Origin of the sequence: Acinetobacter sp. P8-3-8 (assembly GCF_000214135.1) — a bacterium.
In the GTDB taxonomy this organism is placed as follows: Bacteria; Pseudomonadota; Gammaproteobacteria; order Pseudomonadales; family Moraxellaceae; genus Acinetobacter.
In genome coordinates this window covers 1-19,780 of the sequence record NZ_AFIE01000055.1, presented here as the reverse complement: position 1 = coordinate 19,780, position 19,780 = coordinate 1, and the positions used below count along the sequence as shown (strand labels likewise).

21 protein-coding genes are annotated in these 19,780 nt (G+C 36.8%); 10 read left to right on the top strand and 11 right to left on the bottom strand.

Annotated features, from left to right (window positions below; genetic code table 11):
* Positions 1-85 precede the first annotated feature (85 nt).
* The 3 genes from GGG_RS0116130 to GGG_RS0116120 all read right to left on the bottom strand — a co-directional run bounded on the left by GGG_RS0116130 (position 86) and on the right by GGG_RS0116120 (position 3,078).
* Positions 86-1,171, bottom strand: coding sequence for a DUF6670 family protein (locus tag GGG_RS0116130; protein WP_010116710.1), 1,086 nt, complete (start codon positions 1,169-1,171; stop codon positions 86-88).
* Between the two features lie 45 nt (positions 1,172-1,216).
* Positions 1,217-2,047 (bottom strand): CDP-diacylglycerol--serine O-phosphatidyltransferase, encoded by an 831-nt coding sequence (gene pssA, locus GGG_RS0116125; protein WP_010116708.1) that lies wholly within the window; start codon positions 2,045-2,047, stop codon positions 1,217-1,219.
* A gap of 173 nt (positions 2,048-2,220) precedes the next feature.
* A complete protein-coding gene (locus tag GGG_RS0116120; protein ID WP_010116706.1) occupies positions 2,221-3,078 on the bottom strand; it encodes a 23S rRNA (adenine(2030)-N(6))-methyltransferase RlmJ in 858 nt (285 codons plus the stop codon).
* A gap of 115 nt (positions 3,079-3,193) precedes the next feature.
* Here GGG_RS0116120 and GGG_RS0116115 point away from each other — a divergent pair, with 115 nt between their 5' ends.
* Both GGG_RS0116115 and GGG_RS0116110 read left to right on the top strand, forming a co-directional pair.
* The gene (locus GGG_RS0116115) at positions 3,194-3,796 is read left to right on the top strand and encodes a 2OG-Fe(II) oxygenase (protein WP_010116704.1); all 603 of its coding nucleotides are present in this window, start codon (positions 3,194-3,196) and stop codon (positions 3,794-3,796) included.
* 121 nt (positions 3,797-3,917) lie between these two features.
* Positions 3,918-4,445 (top strand): hypothetical protein, encoded by a 528-nt coding sequence (locus GGG_RS0116110; protein WP_010116702.1) that lies wholly within the window; start codon positions 3,918-3,920, stop codon positions 4,443-4,445.
* Between the two features lie 125 nt (positions 4,446-4,570).
* Here GGG_RS0116110 and GGG_RS0116105 read toward each other — a convergent pair whose 3' ends face one another.
* The 5 genes from GGG_RS0116105 to GGG_RS0116085 form a co-directional block, all read right to left on the bottom strand.
* Positions 4,571-4,828 (bottom strand): DUF2789 family protein, encoded by a 258-nt coding sequence (locus tag GGG_RS0116105; RefSeq protein ID WP_010116701.1) that lies wholly within the window; start codon positions 4,826-4,828, stop codon positions 4,571-4,573.
* Between the two features lie 143 nt (positions 4,829-4,971).
* Complete coding sequence (locus GGG_RS0116100; RefSeq protein WP_010116700.1) at positions 4,972-5,217, bottom strand: DUF2789 family protein; 246 nt, start codon at positions 5,215-5,217, stop codon at positions 4,972-4,974.
* A gap of 187 nt (positions 5,218-5,404) precedes the next feature.
* The gene (locus GGG_RS0116095; protein WP_010116699.1) at positions 5,405-6,391 is read right to left on the bottom strand and encodes a malate dehydrogenase; all 987 of its coding nucleotides are present in this window, start codon (positions 6,389-6,391) and stop codon (positions 5,405-5,407) included.
* 171 nt (positions 6,392-6,562) lie between these two features.
* Entirely contained in the window at positions 6,563-7,222 is a 660-nt protein-coding gene (locus GGG_RS0116090) for a ribonuclease I (protein WP_010116698.1), read from the bottom strand.
* Positions 7,223-7,261: 39 nt separating this feature from the next.
* The gene (locus GGG_RS0116085) at positions 7,262-9,160 is read right to left on the bottom strand and encodes a lytic transglycosylase domain-containing protein (RefSeq protein ID WP_010116697.1); all 1,899 of its coding nucleotides are present in this window, start codon (positions 9,158-9,160) and stop codon (positions 7,262-7,264) included.
* Between the two features lie 345 nt (positions 9,161-9,505).
* On the opposite strand from GGG_RS0116085, the gene miaB reads away from it, so the two are divergent.
* The 4 genes from miaB to GGG_RS0116065 all read left to right on the top strand — a co-directional run bounded on the left by miaB (position 9,506) and on the right by GGG_RS0116065 (position 12,979).
* Entirely contained in the window at positions 9,506-10,960 is a 1,455-nt protein-coding gene (gene miaB, locus GGG_RS0116080; RefSeq protein WP_010116695.1) for a tRNA (N6-isopentenyl adenosine(37)-C2)-methylthiotransferase MiaB, read from the top strand.
* 38 nt (positions 10,961-10,998) lie between these two features.
* On the top strand, positions 10,999-12,108 hold the full coding sequence (locus GGG_RS0116075; protein WP_010116694.1) for a PhoH family protein: 1,110 nt from the start codon (positions 10,999-11,001) through the stop codon (positions 12,106-12,108).
* A gap of 9 nt (positions 12,109-12,117) precedes the next feature.
* Positions 12,118-12,603: an rRNA maturation RNase YbeY gene (gene ybeY, locus GGG_RS0116070; protein ID WP_010116692.1), complete on the top strand. Its 486-nt coding sequence runs from the start codon at positions 12,118-12,120 to the stop codon at positions 12,601-12,603.
* Positions 12,604-12,688: 85 nt separating this feature from the next.
* On the top strand, positions 12,689-12,979 hold the full coding sequence (locus tag GGG_RS0116065) for an antibiotic biosynthesis monooxygenase (protein WP_010116690.1): 291 nt from the start codon (positions 12,689-12,691) through the stop codon (positions 12,977-12,979).
* Positions 12,980-13,046: 67 nt separating this feature from the next.
* Here GGG_RS0116065 and GGG_RS0116060 read toward each other — a convergent pair whose 3' ends face one another.
* The 3 genes from GGG_RS0116060 to GGG_RS0116050 all read right to left on the bottom strand — a co-directional run bounded on the left by GGG_RS0116060 (position 13,047) and on the right by GGG_RS0116050 (position 15,920).
* Positions 13,047-14,090 (bottom strand): hypothetical protein, encoded by a 1,044-nt coding sequence (locus GGG_RS0116060; RefSeq protein ID WP_227500507.1) that lies wholly within the window; start codon positions 14,088-14,090, stop codon positions 13,047-13,049.
* A 65-nt stretch (positions 14,091-14,155) separates the two neighbouring features.
* Entirely contained in the window at positions 14,156-14,857 is a 702-nt protein-coding gene (locus tag GGG_RS0116055) for an amidase domain-containing protein (protein WP_010116686.1), read from the bottom strand.
* Between the two features lie 181 nt (positions 14,858-15,038).
* Positions 15,039-15,920: an energy transducer TonB gene (locus GGG_RS0116050; RefSeq protein WP_010116684.1), complete on the bottom strand. Its 882-nt coding sequence runs from the start codon at positions 15,918-15,920 to the stop codon at positions 15,039-15,041.
* Positions 15,921-16,149: 229 nt separating this feature from the next.
* Between GGG_RS0116050 and GGG_RS0116045 the strand changes: the two genes are divergently transcribed.
* The 4 genes from GGG_RS0116045 to GGG_RS0116030 all read left to right on the top strand — a co-directional run bounded on the left by GGG_RS0116045 (position 16,150) and on the right by GGG_RS0116030 (position 19,696).
* Positions 16,150-16,836 carry a hypothetical protein gene (locus GGG_RS0116045; protein ID WP_010116683.1) on the top strand — a complete coding sequence of 229 codons (687 nt, stop codon included), beginning with the start codon at positions 16,150-16,152 and terminating at the stop codon, positions 16,834-16,836.
* A gap of 142 nt (positions 16,837-16,978) precedes the next feature.
* The gene (locus GGG_RS0116040) at positions 16,979-17,683 is read left to right on the top strand and encodes a DUF3108 domain-containing protein (RefSeq protein ID WP_010116682.1); all 705 of its coding nucleotides are present in this window, start codon (positions 16,979-16,981) and stop codon (positions 17,681-17,683) included.
* A gap of 103 nt (positions 17,684-17,786) precedes the next feature.
* The gene (locus GGG_RS0116035; RefSeq protein ID WP_010116681.1) at positions 17,787-18,362 is read left to right on the top strand and encodes a xanthine phosphoribosyltransferase; all 576 of its coding nucleotides are present in this window, start codon (positions 17,787-17,789) and stop codon (positions 18,360-18,362) included.
* Positions 18,363-18,643: 281 nt separating this feature from the next.
* Complete coding sequence (locus GGG_RS0116030; protein ID WP_010116680.1) at positions 18,644-19,696, top strand: sensor domain-containing diguanylate cyclase; 1,053 nt, start codon at positions 18,644-18,646, stop codon at positions 19,694-19,696.
* Positions 19,697-19,780: the final 84 nt, after the last annotated feature.

The window sequence follows — 19,780 nt, the reverse complement described above, 5'->3', positions numbered from 1 at the left end:
CCCAATCCAACACAACCCCCTTTTTTATTTATTTTTTAATTATTGTGTTGTTTGACTATTTATTCAGCAAAATAAGTGCTTTTTATTATTTTTTGAGCATAATTAGCGCTGGATTTGTCGCTTTGTTAAATAATTTACTGTCTTTATCTATTTCTTGCCACTTTAAAGGACGACAATCGATATATTCACAATAGCCACTTTCGCCTTCATAACATTCTTCATTAATTTTTGCTTGATAGCTAAAGCTTCCTACATAGCCTGCAGCTAATCCAAATTTATAATCACCCCGGCTCTGCGCTTGAATATCGATTTGAATATTTTCATCCTGATATTGCCATTCAAATTCTCTTGGTAAATACATTTCTTGCTGGTTTACGGTTTTAACTTTTGGAAATACACGATGAATTTTAAAATATACACGTTGGTCTACCATCTTAGCTTCGTTACTTTTCAAATCTCGGATATAAATTCGAGAGTGTAAAATATTGTTCATCTGATCACGGCTATGCATCAAGATCAGTTGACGTTCATCTGTGAGTTGAATTAATTGGTATACATATAAGGCATAGGGTAAATACGGAAAATTAACCAATCGAGCGTATTCAAATGCACCATTCTGCTTAATTTCAAATTTCTGATCTTTATATGTAATCTGCCCTTCGCAATGTGCAAGCAAAGACCAATGTTCTGCAAATCCGAATTTAAGATGAACAAAATGTGATAGCAACGGTGTTGTGGTTATATTTAAGTCTAAACTTAATTCATTGTCTTGACGTTGTATTTTAAAATCTGGAAATTGTCCAAAGATGCGTTCTCTTTCTCCAAACTTAAAATCCGTATTGTTATTTTCATCAAGCTGGAACTTACATTGCTTTTTGATGGAATAGGCATTGAGTTGCCCAACCATATGCGGACTAGAACTAGCCAATGTCGTAACAGTATCTAAAGCATATGTGGAAATTTCACTTGGATTACAAAACACAGCATTATTCGGCTGTCCAATCAAACTAAAAAAATTAATGTAATGTAAAGGCGCAGGTAAATTTGCAATCACTAATTTTTGATGAATAATTTTATATTTATCTTTGGGTGGGTGATAAAAAAGTTCAACAGGCTTCCGAGCTTGATTCAGTTGTTTAGACTGATCTAAGAAATCTTGAAACAATCGCATATCAAGCTCCTTACCAAGATTGAACTTTTATAAAGTCATTATTTATTATTCACCAATTGTATTTTTTCTTGCTAGAAAGGTTGTTACAAAACCAGAAATCGCGTAAATAATTGAAATTACGAGTATTCCAACAGGAATATTATACGTTATCGCTGCAAGAATAAACACAGCAATTGGCAATACAAAGAATGGAACACGCTTACGATCCACTGTTTTAAATGAATAATATTTAATATTAGAAATCATCAACAAACCAACAGCAACAATTGCTGCCGCATTTAAAGCCTGAATTGCCTTATCTTTTAAATCAAAGATATAAGGGAAATCCTGTCCAACCCAAACCCAAGCAATAATGATAATTGCAGCCAACGGACTTGCAACACCGATAAAATAACGTTTATCCACAACACCAATTTGAACATTGAAGCGTGCTAAACGAAAAGCAGCACAAGCGGTATAAACAAAACAAGCAGCTAAGCCGATACGGCCTAAATCATGCAAACTCCAGCTATACATCAATATTGCAGGTGCAACACCAAACGCTAATAAGTCTGATAATGAATCAAATTGCTCACCAAAAGCACTTTGCGCGCCAATTGCTCGCGCCACACGACCATCCAAACCATCAAATAGTGCAGCAAGAAAAATTGCATAAATGGCTTGAATATAATCACCATTCATACTGGCAATAATCGAGTAGAAGCCTGATAACAACGCAGAGGTTGTAATCAAGTTCGGCCATAAATAGATTCCTCGACGTTTCACCTTCTGCCCTTCATGCGTATGCTCTTCCTCTTCTACCTCAAAGGTAATTCCATCAAAACCATGGTTTTGATCTGAAGGGTTCGGGCTTTCTGGTTTATTTATATTTGTCATTCTTGAATCCTATCTATAACTCAGTAAGGAGTTGTTGATATTCTAACTCGTTATTTACAGCGTTTATTTCTAAATAAAGTAAATGCGAACTACACGATTTAAATGGTCTAAATTTTGTAATTCGCATCATTGATCGTATTCATTCAACTATTCAACGACCAATTTTACTTAGATTATTCACCCACTAACCAACGCACGGCAGCATGTCCACCATTTTCACTCATACGTAAATGAGGGAATAACCATTGCAATGCTTCATCAGCATCTTCAGAGAATTTCCAAGGTGGGTTAATCACCAATAAACCACAGCCATTTAAACCCACTGGCGTATCATCTGGCCATACGCAAACTTCACACACCAATTGACGGCGGATGCCTGTTTTGATCATTTTCTTTTCAAAACGTTCAATCATGGCACGGTCTTTAATTGGATACCAAATTGCAAATACACCCGTTGACCATTTCTTATGTGCAGCAGCAATAAGCTCAACCAATTGTGGAAAATCTTTACGTTCCATTTCGTAGGGTGGATCAATCATCACCAAGCCACGTTTTTCTTTTGGTGGAATCACACCAAGTAAGCCTTCATAAGCATCACGCTCATGCAAACCCGCACGTCTATCGCGAATATTATAATAAAGCTGTTGAAATACATCACTTTGCATTTCAAAAATCGTTGCTTTATCGATATCACGCATACCTTCTAAAGCAAACCAAGGTGATCCTGGATAAGCACCTTTACCAGAAGTTGCACGCATATCTTCAACAACTTTTAGATATTGTTTTACACCTTCAGGTGCATTGCGCTTAATCGAATCATCAAGTTTCACCAAACGATGAATCCCTGTTAAAAACTCACCTGATTTTTGTGCTTCTGAGGTTGATAAATCATATTTACCCGCACCACCATGTGTATCTATGTAGCGATAAGGTTTGTCTTTGGCATTTAAACGTGTCAAAAGTTGGAGCAATAACACATGCTTCATGACATCTGCAAAGTTGCCTGCATGGAAATGGTGACGGTAGTTCATGTTTCAAATAATTCCTGAGTTCAACGGACATTTTAGCACGAAAAAATATTTCTTCACTGTCCATCGTTTGTTCTAAGATAGATCGATAATTTTTTACCTGTTTTTTTGGAAATTTATGGAAGCAACCACTCTCCCAAAGTCATGGAATGTTGATCAAATTTTAGATGATTTGGATCAACATGGATTTGCTGTGATTGATGATGTTTATTCACATGACTATGTACATCAGCTGGTGAATGAATGTACTTCCAATTTAAATCGCTTCCGTGAAGCTGCGATTCAAAATGGTGTTGTGAGCAATATCCGTAGTGATCATATTTTATGGATCAATGAAAATTTAGACATTGCACAACAACATGTCGATACATTAAAACAGTTTTCTCAGCTTTTAAATCGCTATTTTTATTTAGGAATTAAAGATGTAGAAGCACATTTTGCTTGCTATAACGCAGGTGAATTCTATGCATTACATCGTGATAATCCGCAAAACAAAAATGGTCGAATGATTTCTACTGTTTATTATCTGCATGAAGAATGGCAGGATGATTGGGGTGGTGAGCTTCATTTACAGGATAAAAATAATCTTTGGCATACGTTAAAACCTAAACCAAATCGTATCGCTATGTTTCAAAGTGATTTATTACATGAAGTGTTAGAAGCCAAGCAGCAACGTCTTTCCATTACAGCATGGCTGAGAAGCGACCAAGCCATTTTATAATGTCGATTTATAATACTGCTACGTTTAGTTTTATTTTTGCAACGCTGAATATCAATTACTCAGCCTTTAAATTATGAAAATAGCCTGCATAATATGAACATAGATTAAGAGGATTCAGCACATGTTTGAAAATACAAAACAAATCATCTCGCGTATTGGGGAAACAGACCAATTGTATTTGTCAAACAATACGCCTGAACTCGCACTTGAGCGTGGTGATTTACGTTTACAACTGGTCACCATCAGTAACTCTAAACAGGAACAAGTTCATTTTCTTCAAGAAGCAATAGTTTTACTTGAAACAGCGCGTTTTGAATATGATGAAATGCCAATGTCATTGTACATAAAGCTCTCTTTGCACTTAGCCAAAGCCTATATGATTTATTTCGAACTCACGAAAGAAAAACGTTATGCTTTGATTACTCAGCAAATTTTAAAACCAATGACACAACATGAAAATGGTGATATTTATTTTATGTTGGCTTATGCATCGGTCAGTAAAAATGACTTTGCTTTAACCCGTCATTGGTTGAGCAAATATGTGAAAACGAGTGAGTTTGATTTAGAGTTATATCAACAACACCCTGCCTTCAACGCTGTGCGTAATGAAGCTTGGTTTACGCAATTGATTCAAAATAAATTGCATTGAGTTCAATTGTTGGATGCATTGGATGTGTTATTTCTGAAATCACTTGAAAGAACCATGCTCAACACAAAAGAAAAGATGGCCTGAACAGCCATCTTTTTTGTTGCACTTGGGAAAACTCAAAAGAATTAAGCAATTTGTAATTTATATGCATCCATATGAAGTTGTTGATTTAATTCATCGATCCAAATTGCCCAATCATCATCTTGCACTAAATGACTGATCAGAAAATCTCGCTGAGATCGACTCCAAAATGGCGCATCATGTAAATTTTGATTGGCTGAAAGCTGGTGTGTACGCACATATAGTTCAATTGCAGCTGGGCTATTGGCTAAACCAAGCTGTGCAAAAAGTAATTCTAAGGATGGTTTGTTCGTCCTGAGCATGGCGCACTCCTCATATAAATATAATTGTCATTCTTTATGCAATTAACTTATAAGAAAACCACGAAAAAAAATAGCCTTTCGGCTATTTTTGTTGTTTCAATTTGTGATCAAAAGGTAAACAAACTGAATATCGATTTCATTCCTTATTTTTTCTGTAAATTTTGGCTCAATAATTCGTTCAAGGTATCGACAACAATCGCCCATTCATCATCTTTTTGCCAATGACTACTTAAAAACTCTCGCTGAGAAGGACTCCAAAAGTCTGCTTGATGCATCATCACCCCTTCTGGTAGTTGGTGTGATGCTACAAAATTGTCGATCGACGTTTGGTCTGCGTCTAAACCCAATTGTTCAAATAAAAGTTCTAAAGTCGGTTGTTCATCAAACATTTTATTTCCCTCAAGTTTATTTTCAATACATATGAATAGGTTTTAAATTATCGATATTTCTTTTATTTTCCAACTCTTTCTTGATTTATTCTTGTTATTTTTTTGTTGAGTGTCTTTGGTTTAAAAATAAAAAAGCACCCCAAATGGAGTGCTTTTCAAAATTAATCTAAAGTAGATTAACTTTTAATTACTTAAGCATGTCAGCAATTGCTGCGCGCTCTTCTTCAAGTTCTTGAAGTGTTTTGTCCATACGTTCACGGCTGAATGCATCGATTTCTAAGCCTTCAACACGCTTGTATTCGCCATTTTCGCAAGTTACAGGAACACCGTACATCACGCCTTCTGGAATACCATAAGAGCCATCAGAAGGAATACCCATTGTTACCCACTCGCCATTTGTACCAAGCGCCCAATCACGCATATGGTCAATAGCAGCGTTAGCAGCAGAAGCAGCAGAAGAAAGACCACGAGCTTCGATGATTGCAGCACCACGTTTACCAACAGTTGGAAGGAATACGTTAGCGTTCCAATCAGCATCGTTGATTTTGTCTTTTAAGCTTTCGCCATTTACTGTTGCAAAACGGTAGTCAGCATACATCGTTGGAGAATGGTTACCCCAAACAGTCATATTTTTGATGTCAGCTACAGCAACACCAGCTTTTTGAGCAATTTGAGTCAACGCACGGTTGTGGTCAAGACGCAACATTGCAGTAAAGTTTTTCGCTGGAAGATCTGGAGCAGATTTCATTGCGATATAAGCATTTGTATTTGCAGGGTTACCTACAACCAATACTTTAACATCACGGCTAGCAACTTTGTTTAGTGCTTGGCCTTGACCAATGAAGATTTCGCCATTTACTTTCAACAAGTCAGCACGTTCCATACCAGGACCACGTGGACGTGAACCGACTAATAACGCATAGTCAGCATCTTTAAATGCAACTTCAGGATCATCAGTACCGATCATGCCAGCCAATAATGGGAAAGCACAGTCATCTAATTCCATCATTACGCCTTTAAGCGCAGCTTGAGCTTTCTCAAATGGAACTTCTAACAGTTGCAAAATAACGGGTTGGTCTTTACCTAGCATCTCACCGCTTGCGATACGGAATAATAAGCTATAACCAATTTGACCTGCAGCGCCTGTAACGGCAACACGAACGGGTTGCTTCATGTAATTATCTCCATTTGAGGATCGTTAATGTGATTAAACGGTTAAATCCGCTCTAATCGAATTATCATAAACGGCAAAGATTGTACTCCAATCTTTCAGCAGTTGCATATAAAAGAGAATGGATTTCAACAAAAGTATGATAGGAATTATAAATAACAGTTGTTTAAACAACTAATAAGTCCCTTTAATCGAGAATGAACTTGGACAATTTGAAACAATATGATTCGAACATTGTTTGTACTGACCATTCACTCGATAGCAAATCTGAATCTCTGTCAAAACAGGATCATTTTGCGAGTTTTGGCATGTAAAACGAATGCTATTGTTATTCATACCTGGGTTTAACTTTACAAATTGATTTTTCAAAATATTATATTGCACGTTTTTATTTTCAGGACTGGTTAAGTCAGCAGGTACTTTTAACCGATCTGCTAAATTAATCACTGTTCTAAAATATTGACTGGCACTCATCGGCACACAAGCTCCGATACTGCGCCACAACTGAATACGTGCATTTTCTTCTGGCATCACCCTTGCCACAACTTTGGCCTGCAAAGGTGATAGATTTGCAGAACTATTGGTACTACAGCTTCGTTCAGTTGCCTCAGGCAATAACCCTGTAATCGTCAATGAATAGCCTTCCAAACATTTACGTTGTTTCTGCTTAGAAGGCTCTAAAGCACATACTGCAGGTGTCAATTGAACCTGCATCACATAGCCTTGCAATTGTGGTGCAGCAAGCAACTGTGAATTAAACAGAAAGAAACCTGAACAGCATAATATCCATGCTGTTACTTGTTTTTTCAATTTACGCAAAAGTTTGAAAATCATTGATATACCAATAAAGTTCTATAAGCTCAAATTTATTGACTACTGCATCGCACGGGTTGGAATAATTGGCATACGGCTTTCAATCGCTTGAGGCCCTTGTCCCAATAAAATTCCATAATGCGCTGCGTTGGTCATGACATTTTTTACATAGTCACGTGTTTCATTGAGTGGAATGGATTCGGTATATTGGTCTGCTGCAAGGTTTTGATAATCAGGCTGCCAGCGTTTAGCACGGTTTGGACCTGCATTATAACCTGCTGTTGCCAACACAGGATTATTACTTAATTGTCCATGAATCATCGACAAATAGAATGTTCCATAACGAATATTGGTATTGGCATCACTCAAAGCCGCTGGATTATACGTTTCACCCATCTGTCTTGCCACTAACTTTGCAGTTCCTGGCATGATTTGCATTAAACCGCCTGCGCCAACATGTGAGCGTGCAGCGGTAACAAAACGACTTTCCTGACGCATTAAACCATAGGCCCACGCAGGATCGATTCCAGCATTACGACTATGGCTCACAACCATGGCTTGATGTGGTGTGGCATAGCGATAACTATAATTGTGTTTTTTCTCAGTACGATCTGCTGCATAAATAGCACGATCGTACCAACCCATGTCGGTGGCACGTTTTGCTGCTGCAAGTAATAAGCCATCATCATGTTTTAAATAAGCCTGACGTACCGCCCAGTTCCATTCTCGATTGGTATAGGTTGCAGGTGCATCAATATTACGTAAAGCAAATGCTCTACGGAAATGAATATCTTGGTTTAAACGTTGTTGATCATTTGCTGAAGGTTGTTCATTTTCAAGACGTTCATTGTATTTTTGCCCAAGATGATCTTTCGCTAAGAGATTGTGATAGTCATCGCCTGACATCGCTAAACGTTGGAAAATTTCTTTGGCTGCCTTTTTCGATTGTGCATCGTTACGCTGTTCCGAAGCACGTGCTAACCAATACTGCCAACGATCTTCTTGTTTTTGCGTCACACTCATACTGTCAATCGCGCGAATCACACTTTCCCAGGATCCAAAACGAATCGCTTGTCGTGCATAAATTTCAGCTTCTTCTGCACTAAATGGCACACCATAACTTGCATCAAAGTTTTGTAAGACTTCACGGTTGAAGTTATTCTTCATTACCGTTGTGCCACCGATATAAGCCACAGTACGATAAATATATTTTTGCACATCACTTGGAACGCCTTGTACCAATTTGGGTACAGATTGCAATGCACTCGTCAAATCAGTATCCGCTGCTCGTCCCAATGCATAAACCAAATAAGCATAATCTTGGGTGTTATTTTTAGGTGCAGACCATAAGTAATTCAAAGGATCTGCTTGAATTTGGTTGAATTGCGCCAGTGACAAATTCATCCCTATGGTTTGTGCTGTAGCAATCGCTTGTCCCGACTGACCTGCTCGCAGTTGTGCATATAAACGTTGTTGACGATCTTGCGCTGTCATCAATGGACTAGACAACATCATGCGACCTAAACCATTACACGATTCAGGTTGTGAATTTGTAGTGAGCCATACGTCTTTAAATTCTGCAAATACCAATGCATCACCCGTTTTTGCACGAACTTGGGCAATTGCACAATTTTCCGCCTGATCGGCATTGGTCACATATTGCAATACAGGTTGCGCACTGGCGAAATCAGCTTGTTTTACTTTTTCTTCAACATAATCTGCAGATAATTTCTCAGCCATTGCCGATTGTGGATAGCGTTGTGCAAAGTTGACAATATTTGCTGAAGGTTGAAACGCTAAATTAGAATTCAGTGACCAATATTCAGGATAATAGCCGAGTGCATCATTTTGCATCGCAAAGCGATATTGTTCCAATGCACTGGGATCATTCGCACTTCTTAAAGCATCATTAAATTGCTCTTCTGCAGCGTTAGAGATTTGCAAACCTGTGCATGCCATGATCCCTACAAGGTAAATTTTAAATTTATTCTGCCTAAACTGTTGCTTTAACACTGTTTTTCTCTCAACCTGCATGACTTGCCTTTAACTAGCTGATGCACTTATTTGTGCTTAGTTTAAGTATTCTAATCCATTTCTACTGTTGTGTTATGTAACCTTATGATTCATCATCAATATTCTTCTCTATTTTTTATCCATAATTTTCAAAGACAAAACAATCCAAATAAATATTTCTCCTGAGCTTGTGTGAAATACTGTAAAATGGTGCGCCATTTATGAGTCCAATAAAACAACGGACTCTAAAATATAGAATTCCCTTATTTTAGTTATAGGATAGACGCCTCCATGACGGTTCAAACCTTCATTCCCAATGGTGCCAAAGCTGCCTCAGAAAACACTGTTACCCAGCCACAGCACACCCCAGCCGACGGTACAGTTAAAAAACTGTATATCGAAACGCAAGGGTGTCAGATGAATGAGTACGACAGTCATCGTATGGCAGATCTTTTAGGCGATTCGCACGGTTATGTGCTCACGGCTGATCCAAGCGATGCCGATATTTTGCTGATGAACACGTGTTCGATTCGTGAAAAAGCACAAGAAAAAGTGTTTTCTGAATTGGGTCGTTGGCGCAAGTTAAAAGAAAAAAATCCTGATCTGGTGATTGGTGTCGGTGGTTGTGTTGCTTCGCAAGAAGGTGACAACATTCAAAAACGTGCGCCTTATGTCGATATGGTTTTTGGACCACAGACTTTGCACCGTTTACCACAAATGCTTGATCAACATGTCGATCAACTGGAAAAACCGAAAAAAGATAAAATCAAACTGGTTGATATTTCATTCCCAGACATTGAAAAATTCGACTTCTTACCTGAACCACGTGTCGAAGGTTATAAAGCCTTTGTTTCGATCATGGAAGGTTGTTCAAAATACTGTTCTTTCTGCGTTGTGCCTTATACCCGTGGTGAAGAAGTTTCTCGCCCTCTGGATGATGTATTGGCTGAAATTGCAGGCTTGGCAGAAAAAGGCGTTCGTGAAATTTCGCTTTTAGGTCAAAATGTGAATGGTTACCGTGGTGAAACCTTTGAAGGTGAAATCTGTACTTTTGCAGACTTATTGCGCTTAGTTGCAGAAATTCCGGGTATTGGTCGTCTGCGCTATACGACATCACATCCACTTGAATTTAATGATGATTTGATTCAATGCTATCGTGATTTACCGCAAATGGTTTCGCATTTACATTTACCTGTACAAAGTGGGTCAAATGATGTGTTACAAGCCATGAAGCGTAACCACACCATTGATGTTTATATCGATAAGATTGCGAAACTACGCAAGGTTCGCCCTGATATGCATTTGTCTTCAGACTTCATCATTGGTTTCCCGGGTGAAACAGATGCGCATTTTGAAGAAACTTATCAGTTTATCCAAGATTTAGACTTTGACCATTCATATAGTTTTGTTTATTCAAAACGTCCGGGTACGCCTGCATCAGACTTGCCAGATGACACAACGGACGATGTGAAAAAAGAACGTTTGGCAAAAGTTCAACATTGGATCAAACAATCAAGTATTCGAAAAACAGATGCAATGTTGGGTACGATTCAACGTGTTCTGGTTGAGAATGTTTCCAATAAAGATCCTAATTTATTGGTCGGTACAGCAGACAATACACGTTTAGTAACATTTGTAGGTGACGCCTCTTGGGTCGGACGCTTTGCAGAGATTGAGGTTACAGAGATTAAGACCCTAAATTTAGTTTATGGAGAACTCTTGAATCTTGAGCCTGACGTGGCGTAATGTAAGGGTATAGACTAAACTTCAAAGAAGGATATCTCTTGACTGCAGCGATTCGACGTACAGTAGCTTTTCCGGGTATTTCAGTTGAGCGTTTAAAAAGCATGTTAGGTGCTTATAATGGTCATCTGAAACAAATCGAACAACGTTTAGATGTCAGTATTTCTCACCGTGGAGATAGCTTCTATCTCGATGGTGAATTAGAAGCTGTTGAGCGAGCAGAGAGTTTATTGCAGCGTTTACACGCTGAAGCTGAACTCTCTCAGCAAATCAGCGCAGATACCATTCATTTGATGATTCAAGGCAGTCAGACTGACCGTGAATTTCAAGAAGACCTTTCTGATAATGAGCATACAGGCTTAGATGAAGTTTGGTTGCAAACGCGCAAAGGACGAATTAATCCGCGCGGTGCAAACCAAAAGCGTTATGTACAACGCATTCTGCAAAGTGATATTTCTTTCGGTATAGGGCCAGCAGGTACGGGTAAAACCTATCTTGCTGTGGCTGCTGCCGTAGATATGTTAGAACGCAATGAAATTCAAAGAATTCTTTTGGTCCGCCCTGCTGTAGAAGCAGGTGAAAAACTCGGTTTCTTGCCGGGTGATTTAAGCCAAAAAATTGACCCTTATTTGCGTCCACTCTACGATGCATTATACGAAATGCTTGGCTTTGAAAAAGTTGCGAAACTGATTGAACGCCAAGTGATTGAAGTTGCTCCTCTTGCTTATATGCGAGGACGTACACTGAATCATTCTTTTGTCATTCTTGATGAAGCACAGAACACTACACCTGAACAAATGAAAATGTTCCTTACTCGTTTAGGTTTTGGCTCTCGTGCAGTCATTACAGGTGATATCACGCAGGTTGATTTACCGCGTGGTCAACAATCTGGTTTGGCACATGCTTTACGTGTCATCGACAAAATTAAAGAAATTCACATCACTCGCTTCCACTCCCGTGACGTCGTTCGTCACCAGCTGGTACAGAAAATTGTCGAAGCTTATGAAGGATGGGACAGTGAACAACACCGTTTAAGTGCCGAAGCACGTGCAGAACGTAAAGCACGGCAAGAAGCCTTAATTTCTGAAAATGACTCGGCAGCCGATGCTCAACATACTGAGCAAGCACCCCACAGTCAGGAAAATGTTTAAGGACTGGTTTTGAAACTTAGCCTCTCGTTACAACAATCGTTTGAAGCACCTGAATTGGTGCTCAAACGTGCTTATTTGAAAAAAGTGATTGAAACAACTTTACGTTATATCGATGTCGATCAAGATTGTGAAATCGGGATTGCTTGTGTTGATCATGATGAAAGTCATAAGCTCAATCTCGAATATCGTGAAAAAGACAAATCAACCAATGTGTTGTCATTTCCAAGCGATATTCCCGAAGAAGTTTTACCGATGTTAGACGCTTTGCCGATTGGTGATTTGGTGATTTGCATTCCTGTGGTTTTACAAGAAGCCATTGAACAGCAAAAGACACCGATTGAGCATTTCACGCATATGTTAGTCCATGGTACTTTGCATTTGATGGGTTATGACCATGAAACTTCTGAAGAAGATGCTGAAGAAATGGAAGCTTTGGAAATAGAGATTTTGAAAAAATTAGGATTTGAAAATCCTTATACTGTAAAAGAAAGCTGATTTATTTAATGAAGAATAGTCCCTTCTTTATGAAATGGGGCTATTCAATATAAGATCGAATACAATTCACCGATAAAGAAAACTCATGAAATACGTCGTTATTTTCAAAGCAAAAATACAATCTCTTGATCAAGAATATTTTGACACAGCCAATCTATTACGTGAAAAAGCCTTAACTGAGTTTAACTGTCAAAAATTTGAAGCAGTTTCTGAACATGATTTTGAAATTGCTTTGTCTTATTGGAATTCACTTGAAGATATTCAAGCTTGGCATAAAGATGCTGAACATCAAGTCGCTCAGCGTCTAGGTAAACAACGTTGGTATGAGAGTTTTAGTGTTGAGATTTGTGAGGTTTTAAAATCTTATTTAGAATAGAAGCTTTATTACAAGTTAATATAATAATATCCAATAGTTACTAGCATTTTAATCTATAAATTGATGATTAATTATTCTTTAGTGCTAGATTAATAGCCCCATAGACTTGTTGCAAATTTACATCTTTCTTAGTTTCAGTACTATTAGAAAGCTCATTATTTAAATATTGATCTAAAATAACTAACGTCTTTTGATCTATAGTCCTGATTGGAATATTTCCATCCTCTTTTAAATTAAATGAAATTGTATGGTTTAAATCATCTCTAGTCGATTGAGACATATTACTCTGTAAAAGGTTTTTTAACTGGTTTGTGTCTGTATCCACTAAAGTAAGCTTTAAAGCACTATTCATATAACTTAAGCTGGCCTGCGTATTATTATTTGCTGCCTGAACAATATCAGGAATAGTATCTACCTCTTCTGATTTTCCATAGTCATACAACATCGTTATAGCCATATCACTTAGATTTTGAGCTTCACTTCGGCCATTAATTGCTTTTAAATCAGACCTCAGCATCTCAATAACCAACTGATTGTTTGTATGCTTTGGCTCAATATCCACAGAATTAATGATTTCTAATAAATCATGACGCGCATTTACACTTTTTTCACCCAGTGTTGAAATATCATCATAAGTTTTTGTAATTTCAGGAATTAAAGACTGATTTTTTAGATACATTAAATTATCTTTAGTTATTGCTTTAAAAGCATTATCTTCTCCAATCCAATTATATTCTTTAAACATTTTCCATAGAGTTTCTGCTTTTTCATTGTTACTTAACTGACTATTTTTTAATATTTTTTGATTAATCAAATTAGAAAATTCTATCAAATATTTTTGGTTATTTTCAGGGTTTCTTGCCAATATAGAATATGTATCTTCTTGTTTAAAGGGTGCTTTTTCAATGAAATCCTGAAGTGATTTCACTAAAATCACGTTATTACGACTAGAGGCTTCAGAAAGATTTTGTTTTGTATTTTTCTCACTAGAATGAATAACACTCTCCAGCTGTAATTCAGCAAGTGATCGGTTCTTTTCAGGTTTTAAATAAAGATAGAATGCAATTAAAATAATTGAACAAACTATAAAAAGAATAATTATTTTTTTCAAAAAAAGCTCCAGCACCATTTACTCAATATAAATGATGCTTTCTCAATAAAGAGTGAATAATAAAATCAAACAAAAGGGCGATATATATAGATTGCTGTTGCCCCCATATCCCCTAAACCTTTATTCGTTACATTACTTGATTGATAAGTAAGCTTAATATTATTGTATTTCATATTTTGAGTTACAACGTACCAAGACTCAGGATTCACTGCAGTTACAACAGCAGTATGATCAACAGAATTATTAGAAGCTCCAATCACAAAATCAAAGTCTAAATAAACAATATCGCCAACTTTAATTTTTGACAAATCAAGTGGTAGTAATGTTCCATTTACTAAAGCAGTCTTAGTCGTAAGGTTTAATCGCAGTCCTTTAGATTGTAAGTTTATACTGTTAGCTGAATATGAAAACATAGGTTGTGCACCACGCCAAGCAGCTGTTTGGCAAGTATTACTTACTGTATTACACTTATAAAACACACTCGTATTTTGAACCGACTTAACAGCAACCGATTGAGAAAGTAAGTTTTGGTTTAATGTCTTAGAATTCGTTATTCCAAGCAATCCACCTGATATCGCTTGATTTGCAAAATTAGTGCAATTTCCACCAACACCAGAAACATTAATAAAAGGGTTCGTTGTTGAACCATAAGCTAAATTGTAGTTATTTACAGCGTAACTCACAGCAGTTGAAGGTATATAGGCAGCATTTACAGAGCTTCCTATAAGGAAAAGAAATAAAGATTTAATAATATTTAAATTTTTCATAATTATGTTTCGTCTTCTAATAATAAATGAGGTTAAATTTTACTCTATTTTTAATATTTACTAAACAATAGGACAAGAATATTTACACATTATAAGACCTATGTTAGATCTTACTCATTCACTTTTGAAGTATCCGGTTTTATATATACGATGATTGAATATATCATCACCTCTAACGCTATCAACGCACTTCAAACTCTGCTTCAGCAGGGTCAAAACGCCACGTTCGGATAATACGTAACTCTGAAATATCCTTCATCTTAGCGTCAAAACGTCCAAACGGCGCACCTTTACGAACCGAATTTTTTGCAGCTTCATCTAAAATAGAATGACCCGAACTTTCAATCAATCGAATCGCGCGAATACCACCCTCATTGTTTAAAATCACCATCAAACGCACTTCACCTGAAAGACGTTGCTGTTTGGCAAGATCGGGATAATAACGGTTACCATACATTTCTACTTTTTCACGGAACTTATCCAAGTACCCTGCCGATGCATCTTGTTTCGCTTGAATGCCATCTAAAGTTTTGATTTTCTGTTGTTTACTAAAATTTTGCTGTTTTTGTAAATACTGCGCTTCTAAACTTGCCACCATCGCAGCCTTGGCTTGAAATTGACTTTGCATTTCATCCATGGCTTTTTTACGGTCGTTTTGTTCAGCTTGTTTTTGCCAACTTAAAACCGTCATCAACACTTTTTCTTCAAAGTTTAATTCACGTTTTTGCTGAATTTGCTCCAAAGCTTCAAGCTGTTGGTCTCCTGCACTTTGATCTTCAGATTGAGCAGGCATGTCACTCGACATACGATGTTCTTTTCTAAACGTTCCAGAACCTTGTTGATCCGCCTGCGCTAAAAAATCAGCCTCTTTGACTTTTTCTGCACTTGGTCGCAATGTCACCGCAATTTCCTTCGTTGCCGTATCATTTTCTTGAGGCATGCCAAATTGCATGGATAGAAATAACCCATGTGCAATAACAGCTGTGGATACAGCCCCAATGAATAATGAGTCTTGCCACCAATATTCAAAATGCTGTGTCTTGGCAAATAATTTTTTTATCATGACATTAATCCGACAAAATTCCCCAATCGCCAAATTTAAAAATAATTTAATTAGGTTACTCTTACATTTAGCACAAATACTGTGACACAATTAATGAAAAATATAACCTAATTTCAAACCATTAAAAATGGTGCAATGTTTTTTGTTAAACTGCAATCGTTAGACTTGGTTTGTTTTAATAATCGACAAGTTTATCGCCTTAAAATGATGATGATTTGGGACAATACTTATGCCGACGCTGCTTTCTAACATTGCCAAACGAATTCGACAAGTATACCAAAAAGCCGAAGGTTTTATAGAAGAAGAGCGTGAATTTCCCGTTTCTCAAGTCTTCCTGAACGCCACATTTAAGCGTTATGTCACTGACAATGTCAAAATTTTAGAAGATTTACATGCCGACTTACACTATGACTGGCTAAGATTATACGCAACGCTCAATGTAAAAGGGATGCATTTGGTGCTTTCTGTCGATCTAAGATTAGTGCAGATGGAATTTAATAAAGATATGCAACTGATTGTTTTTGAACAGATCAGTGATACTCAAGTCATCGAAGCAAGTTATCCAAATATTTGGCATAAATTAGGTGTCACTTGGGGATTATTTTTCTACCAAAAAGTTCTCAAAAAAGACCCTTTGGGTATGATCTTAGAAAAATTCAATGTGATCAAAGTCAAAGACGACCTATTACATTTGGATTTAAATCGCTGGTTAGGCAAAAGTCGTTCAATCATCGACACTTTATCAAAAGTTCATGTCAATCATGCTGAATTACGCGAAACTGAATTGGTCGTTTTAGGTAATGTCAATCTTGCTGCTTTACTGAGTAATTTTAAAGAAAGCCGTGTGACAGATTGGGATGATGATGCAGATGATTTTATTGAAGGTGAAGTTACGCCGATTGAACAGAAAAAGTAATACTCAAATTTCAAGGGATTACTCTCAATATCTATACATAAATTCACAGTTTGAGTGAAAATTTTGCTATTTTCTTCGCAATTGAGTTGCATAATGATCACAACATATAAATGATACTTTTAAATGCATAGGACATTTAATTATGGCTAAAATATTTTCAAAAACATTAAGCATTGCAACAGGCCTTTCAAGTGTTCTTTTATTGACTGCATTCTCAAGCAATGCACTTGCCATGAGCCCTTTCCAAGCCAGCTATCAATTCTCTTACAATGGGAAAAACTTAGGTTCAGCTACTCGTACTTTAAGTAAAAGTGGTAATAACTGGACTTATGTTTTTGCTGCAAAAGCGGCAGCCATTGCCTCTGCGAGTGAAACCAGTCGTTTTAGCTTTAGCAATGGCCAAATTAATTCAAGTAGTTTTAGTCGTACCAGTAAAATTTTAGTCCATAACGATACGATGACTATTAATTTTAATCCAAACACCAAAACCATTAATACCAAGAAAAAAGATCAGCCTCGTTCTTTTGCTTGGAAAGCGGGTGCTTTGGATGAGTTAAATGCTGAATTGCAAGTTCGTGAGGACTTAAAAGGTTCAGGACTTAAATCAAGTTATTTGATTGCTGACGCCAAAGGTTTGGATTCTCGTCGTTTTGTAAAACAAGGCAATGAAACCATTAAAACAGCGGCTGGAACTTACAATACCGTTAAAGTTGTATTAACCCATGACAATGGCGAAAAAAGTTCAATTTTCTGGTTAGCACCACAATTGGACTATTTACCAGTGAAGATGTCACATGTTGATGGTAAAACTTCTTATAATTTGAGCCTAACAAGTTACAAAAAATAAGAGTTTTTTTACCTTTTAGTTAATTTCAGCTTGCATTTTTTTTGGTGCTTTTTAAAATACGCTTTTGCTTGAAAAAGCACCTTGCTCCTAGAGGATTCTCCCTGTGCACGCACTAGAACAGAAAATCTTAGCTGAAGGTATCGTTCTATCTGAACAAGTTCTGAAAGTCGATTCTTTTCTAAACCACCAAATTGACCCTGTGATGATGCAACTGATTGGTCAGGAATTTGCACGTCTTTTTAAAGATGCAGGCATTACCAAAATCATTACCATTGAAGCATCTGGTATTGCACCTGCGGTTATGGCTGGTTTAGAGCTTGGTGTCCCTGTTATTTTTGCTCGTAAATATCAATCTTTAACCTTAAAAGATGATTTATATCGTTCAAAAGTATTCTCTTTCACTAAACAAGTTGAAAGCACGATTGCGATTTCTAAAAAGCATATTAATCAAAGCGATAAAGTTTTAGTGATTGATGACTTCTTGGCAAATGGTCAAGCGGCTTTAGGTTTAGCAGATTTAATTCATCAAGCTGAAGCTGAAGTGGTCGGTATTGGTATTGTTATTGAGAAATCATTCCAACCGGGTCGTGATTTGTTGCTTGAAAAAGGTTACCGTGTTGAATCATTGGCTCGTGTTGAATCACTGGCAAATGGTACGGTTACTTTTGTAAAAGTATAAATTCCCAAGAAAGATTTTGAATTTAAAAGAGCACCTTTAAGTGCTCTTTTTTAATTTGTGGCAATAAATGCAAATTAAAGACCAAATTTTGCCAATTTAGTGTCTATTTTTATCATAAAAAATCACGAGAATAGAATAATAATCAAATTCATTATATTCTAGTTGGAGATCATCAATTTATCAGGCATTATTAAACTCAAAAAGTGTATTTTTATACATTTATCTTATCTAAAACAAATAGCGATTAAACCGAATACTTTTTTATCGAGAAACATAATCACATGATAAATAAGAAAGAAGTTAGTGAGCGTGTGTTTAATCCAAACCAATTATCTGGATTTAACGAGGCACACTACATAAAACTACCTGTCGACTTTATACATGACCTCAGTAAAGCCGACTCCTTAGAAGTTGTTCTGAATAAAATTGCTTTTTGGATATCTCACGTTTTTAATGCAGATCGTGCCAGTATTACCCTTCAAGAAAATGAGGAATATCTTAAGCTTTATTCGATCTCTGGAAATCAAGCCATCCCTCTCGATTTTAAAATTCCCATCAATCAAACTTTCGTTGGGCGAACTTTTGCAACAGCAAAGCTGATGATTTGTGATGATGTTACTCAATCGGATGAACTTGATTGTCAAATGCTTGCTCAGCATGGCATGGGAACCTGTATGGATGCTCCCATGATCCATAATGATATTTGCATTGGCACTTTGAATGTCGCAGATAGAAGAAAGCATCATTACAGCCTACAGCAAGCGATTCTTTTACAATGTCTCGCCAATTGGATTGCACTGAATATTAAATTGCATCTACAAGTTCAGGAAATGGAAGTGCTGGCTTCAATAGATGAGCTTACAGGTACGTTTAACCGCCGAGTGTTTATTCAAGAAAGTAACCAAACGATGTCGCAATTCTATAAATCTAATATTCCTTTTAGTATCGGTATTTTAGACATTGATCATTTTAAAACACTGAACGATTGTTATGGACATAAAGCAGGTGATCATGTTCTACAAATGATGTCAGAACGTATTCAAAAAGTTCTACGTACAAATGATTTTTTAGCACGGATTGGTGGTGAGGAATTTGCGATTATTTTACCCGCCTGTTTAAGCACCGAAGCAGTTCAGGTTTTTAAACGGATCCGCACAGCAATTGAAATGATGCAAATTCATTATGATGAACACGTGATTTGCCTCACTGTGAGTATTGGTATTGCTGAAGTTAAAATGCATGATGCAAATGTAGAGGGTGTTTTTAAACGTGCAGATAAAGCCTTATACCGTGCGAAAAAATCAGGTCGAAATCAGATCTATTTGGCAGACTAAATGAATATTTTTCTTTAAATTAAAACTTGTTTTTATTTAAGATTAGATTTTTATTTTTAAATTATTCATATGTTTTTTATACTT

What these genes read in the sequence shown, in the direction of transcription:
- GGG_RS0116130 (WP_010116710.1), bottom strand. Translation starts at nt 1,171, where the DNA reads ATGCGATTGTTTCAAGATTTCTTAGATCAGTCTAAACAACTGAATCAA.
- pssA (WP_010116708.1), bottom strand. Translation starts at nt 2,047, where the DNA reads ATGACAAATATAAATAAACCAGAAAGCCCGAACCCTTCAGATCAAAAC.
- GGG_RS0116120 (WP_010116706.1), bottom strand. Translation starts at nt 3,078, where the DNA reads ATGAACTACCGTCACCATTTCCATGCAGGCAACTTTGCAGATGTCATG.
- GGG_RS0116115 (WP_010116704.1), top strand. Translation starts at nt 3,194, where the DNA reads ATGGAAGCAACCACTCTCCCAAAGTCATGGAATGTTGATCAAATTTTA.
- GGG_RS0116110 (WP_010116702.1), top strand. Translation starts at nt 3,918, where the DNA reads ATGTTTGAAAATACAAAACAAATCATCTCGCGTATTGGGGAAACAGAC.
- GGG_RS0116105 (WP_010116701.1), bottom strand. Translation starts at nt 4,828, where the DNA reads ATGCTCAGGACGAACAAACCATCCTTAGAATTACTTTTTGCACAGCTT.
- GGG_RS0116100 (WP_010116700.1), bottom strand. Translation starts at nt 5,217, where the DNA reads ATGTTTGATGAACAACCGACTTTAGAACTTTTATTTGAACAATTGGGT.
- GGG_RS0116095 (WP_010116699.1), bottom strand. Translation starts at nt 6,391, where the DNA reads ATGAAGCAACCCGTTCGTGTTGCCGTTACAGGCGCTGCAGGTCAAATT.
- GGG_RS0116090 (WP_010116698.1), bottom strand. Translation starts at nt 7,222, where the DNA reads ATGATTTTCAAACTTTTGCGTAAATTGAAAAAACAAGTAACAGCATGG.
- GGG_RS0116085 (WP_010116697.1), bottom strand. Translation starts at nt 9,160, where the DNA reads ATGGCATGCACAGGTTTGCAAATCTCTAACGCTGCAGAAGAGCAATTT.
- miaB (WP_010116695.1), top strand. Translation starts at nt 9,506, where the DNA reads ATGACGGTTCAAACCTTCATTCCCAATGGTGCCAAAGCTGCCTCAGAA.
- GGG_RS0116065 (WP_010116690.1), top strand. Translation starts at nt 12,689, where the DNA reads ATGAAATACGTCGTTATTTTCAAAGCAAAAATACAATCTCTTGATCAA.
- GGG_RS0116055 (WP_010116686.1), bottom strand. Translation starts at nt 14,857, where the DNA reads ATGAAAAATTTAAATATTATTAAATCTTTATTTCTTTTCCTTATAGGA.
- GGG_RS0116050 (WP_010116684.1), bottom strand. Translation starts at nt 15,920, where the DNA reads ATGATAAAAAAATTATTTGCCAAGACACAGCATTTTGAATATTGGTGG.
- GGG_RS0116045 (WP_010116683.1), top strand. Translation starts at nt 16,150, where the DNA reads ATGCCGACGCTGCTTTCTAACATTGCCAAACGAATTCGACAAGTATAC.
- GGG_RS0116040 (WP_010116682.1), top strand. Translation starts at nt 16,979, where the DNA reads ATGGCTAAAATATTTTCAAAAACATTAAGCATTGCAACAGGCCTTTCA.
- GGG_RS0116030 (WP_010116680.1), top strand. Translation starts at nt 18,644, where the DNA reads ATGATAAATAAGAAAGAAGTTAGTGAGCGTGTGTTTAATCCAAACCAA.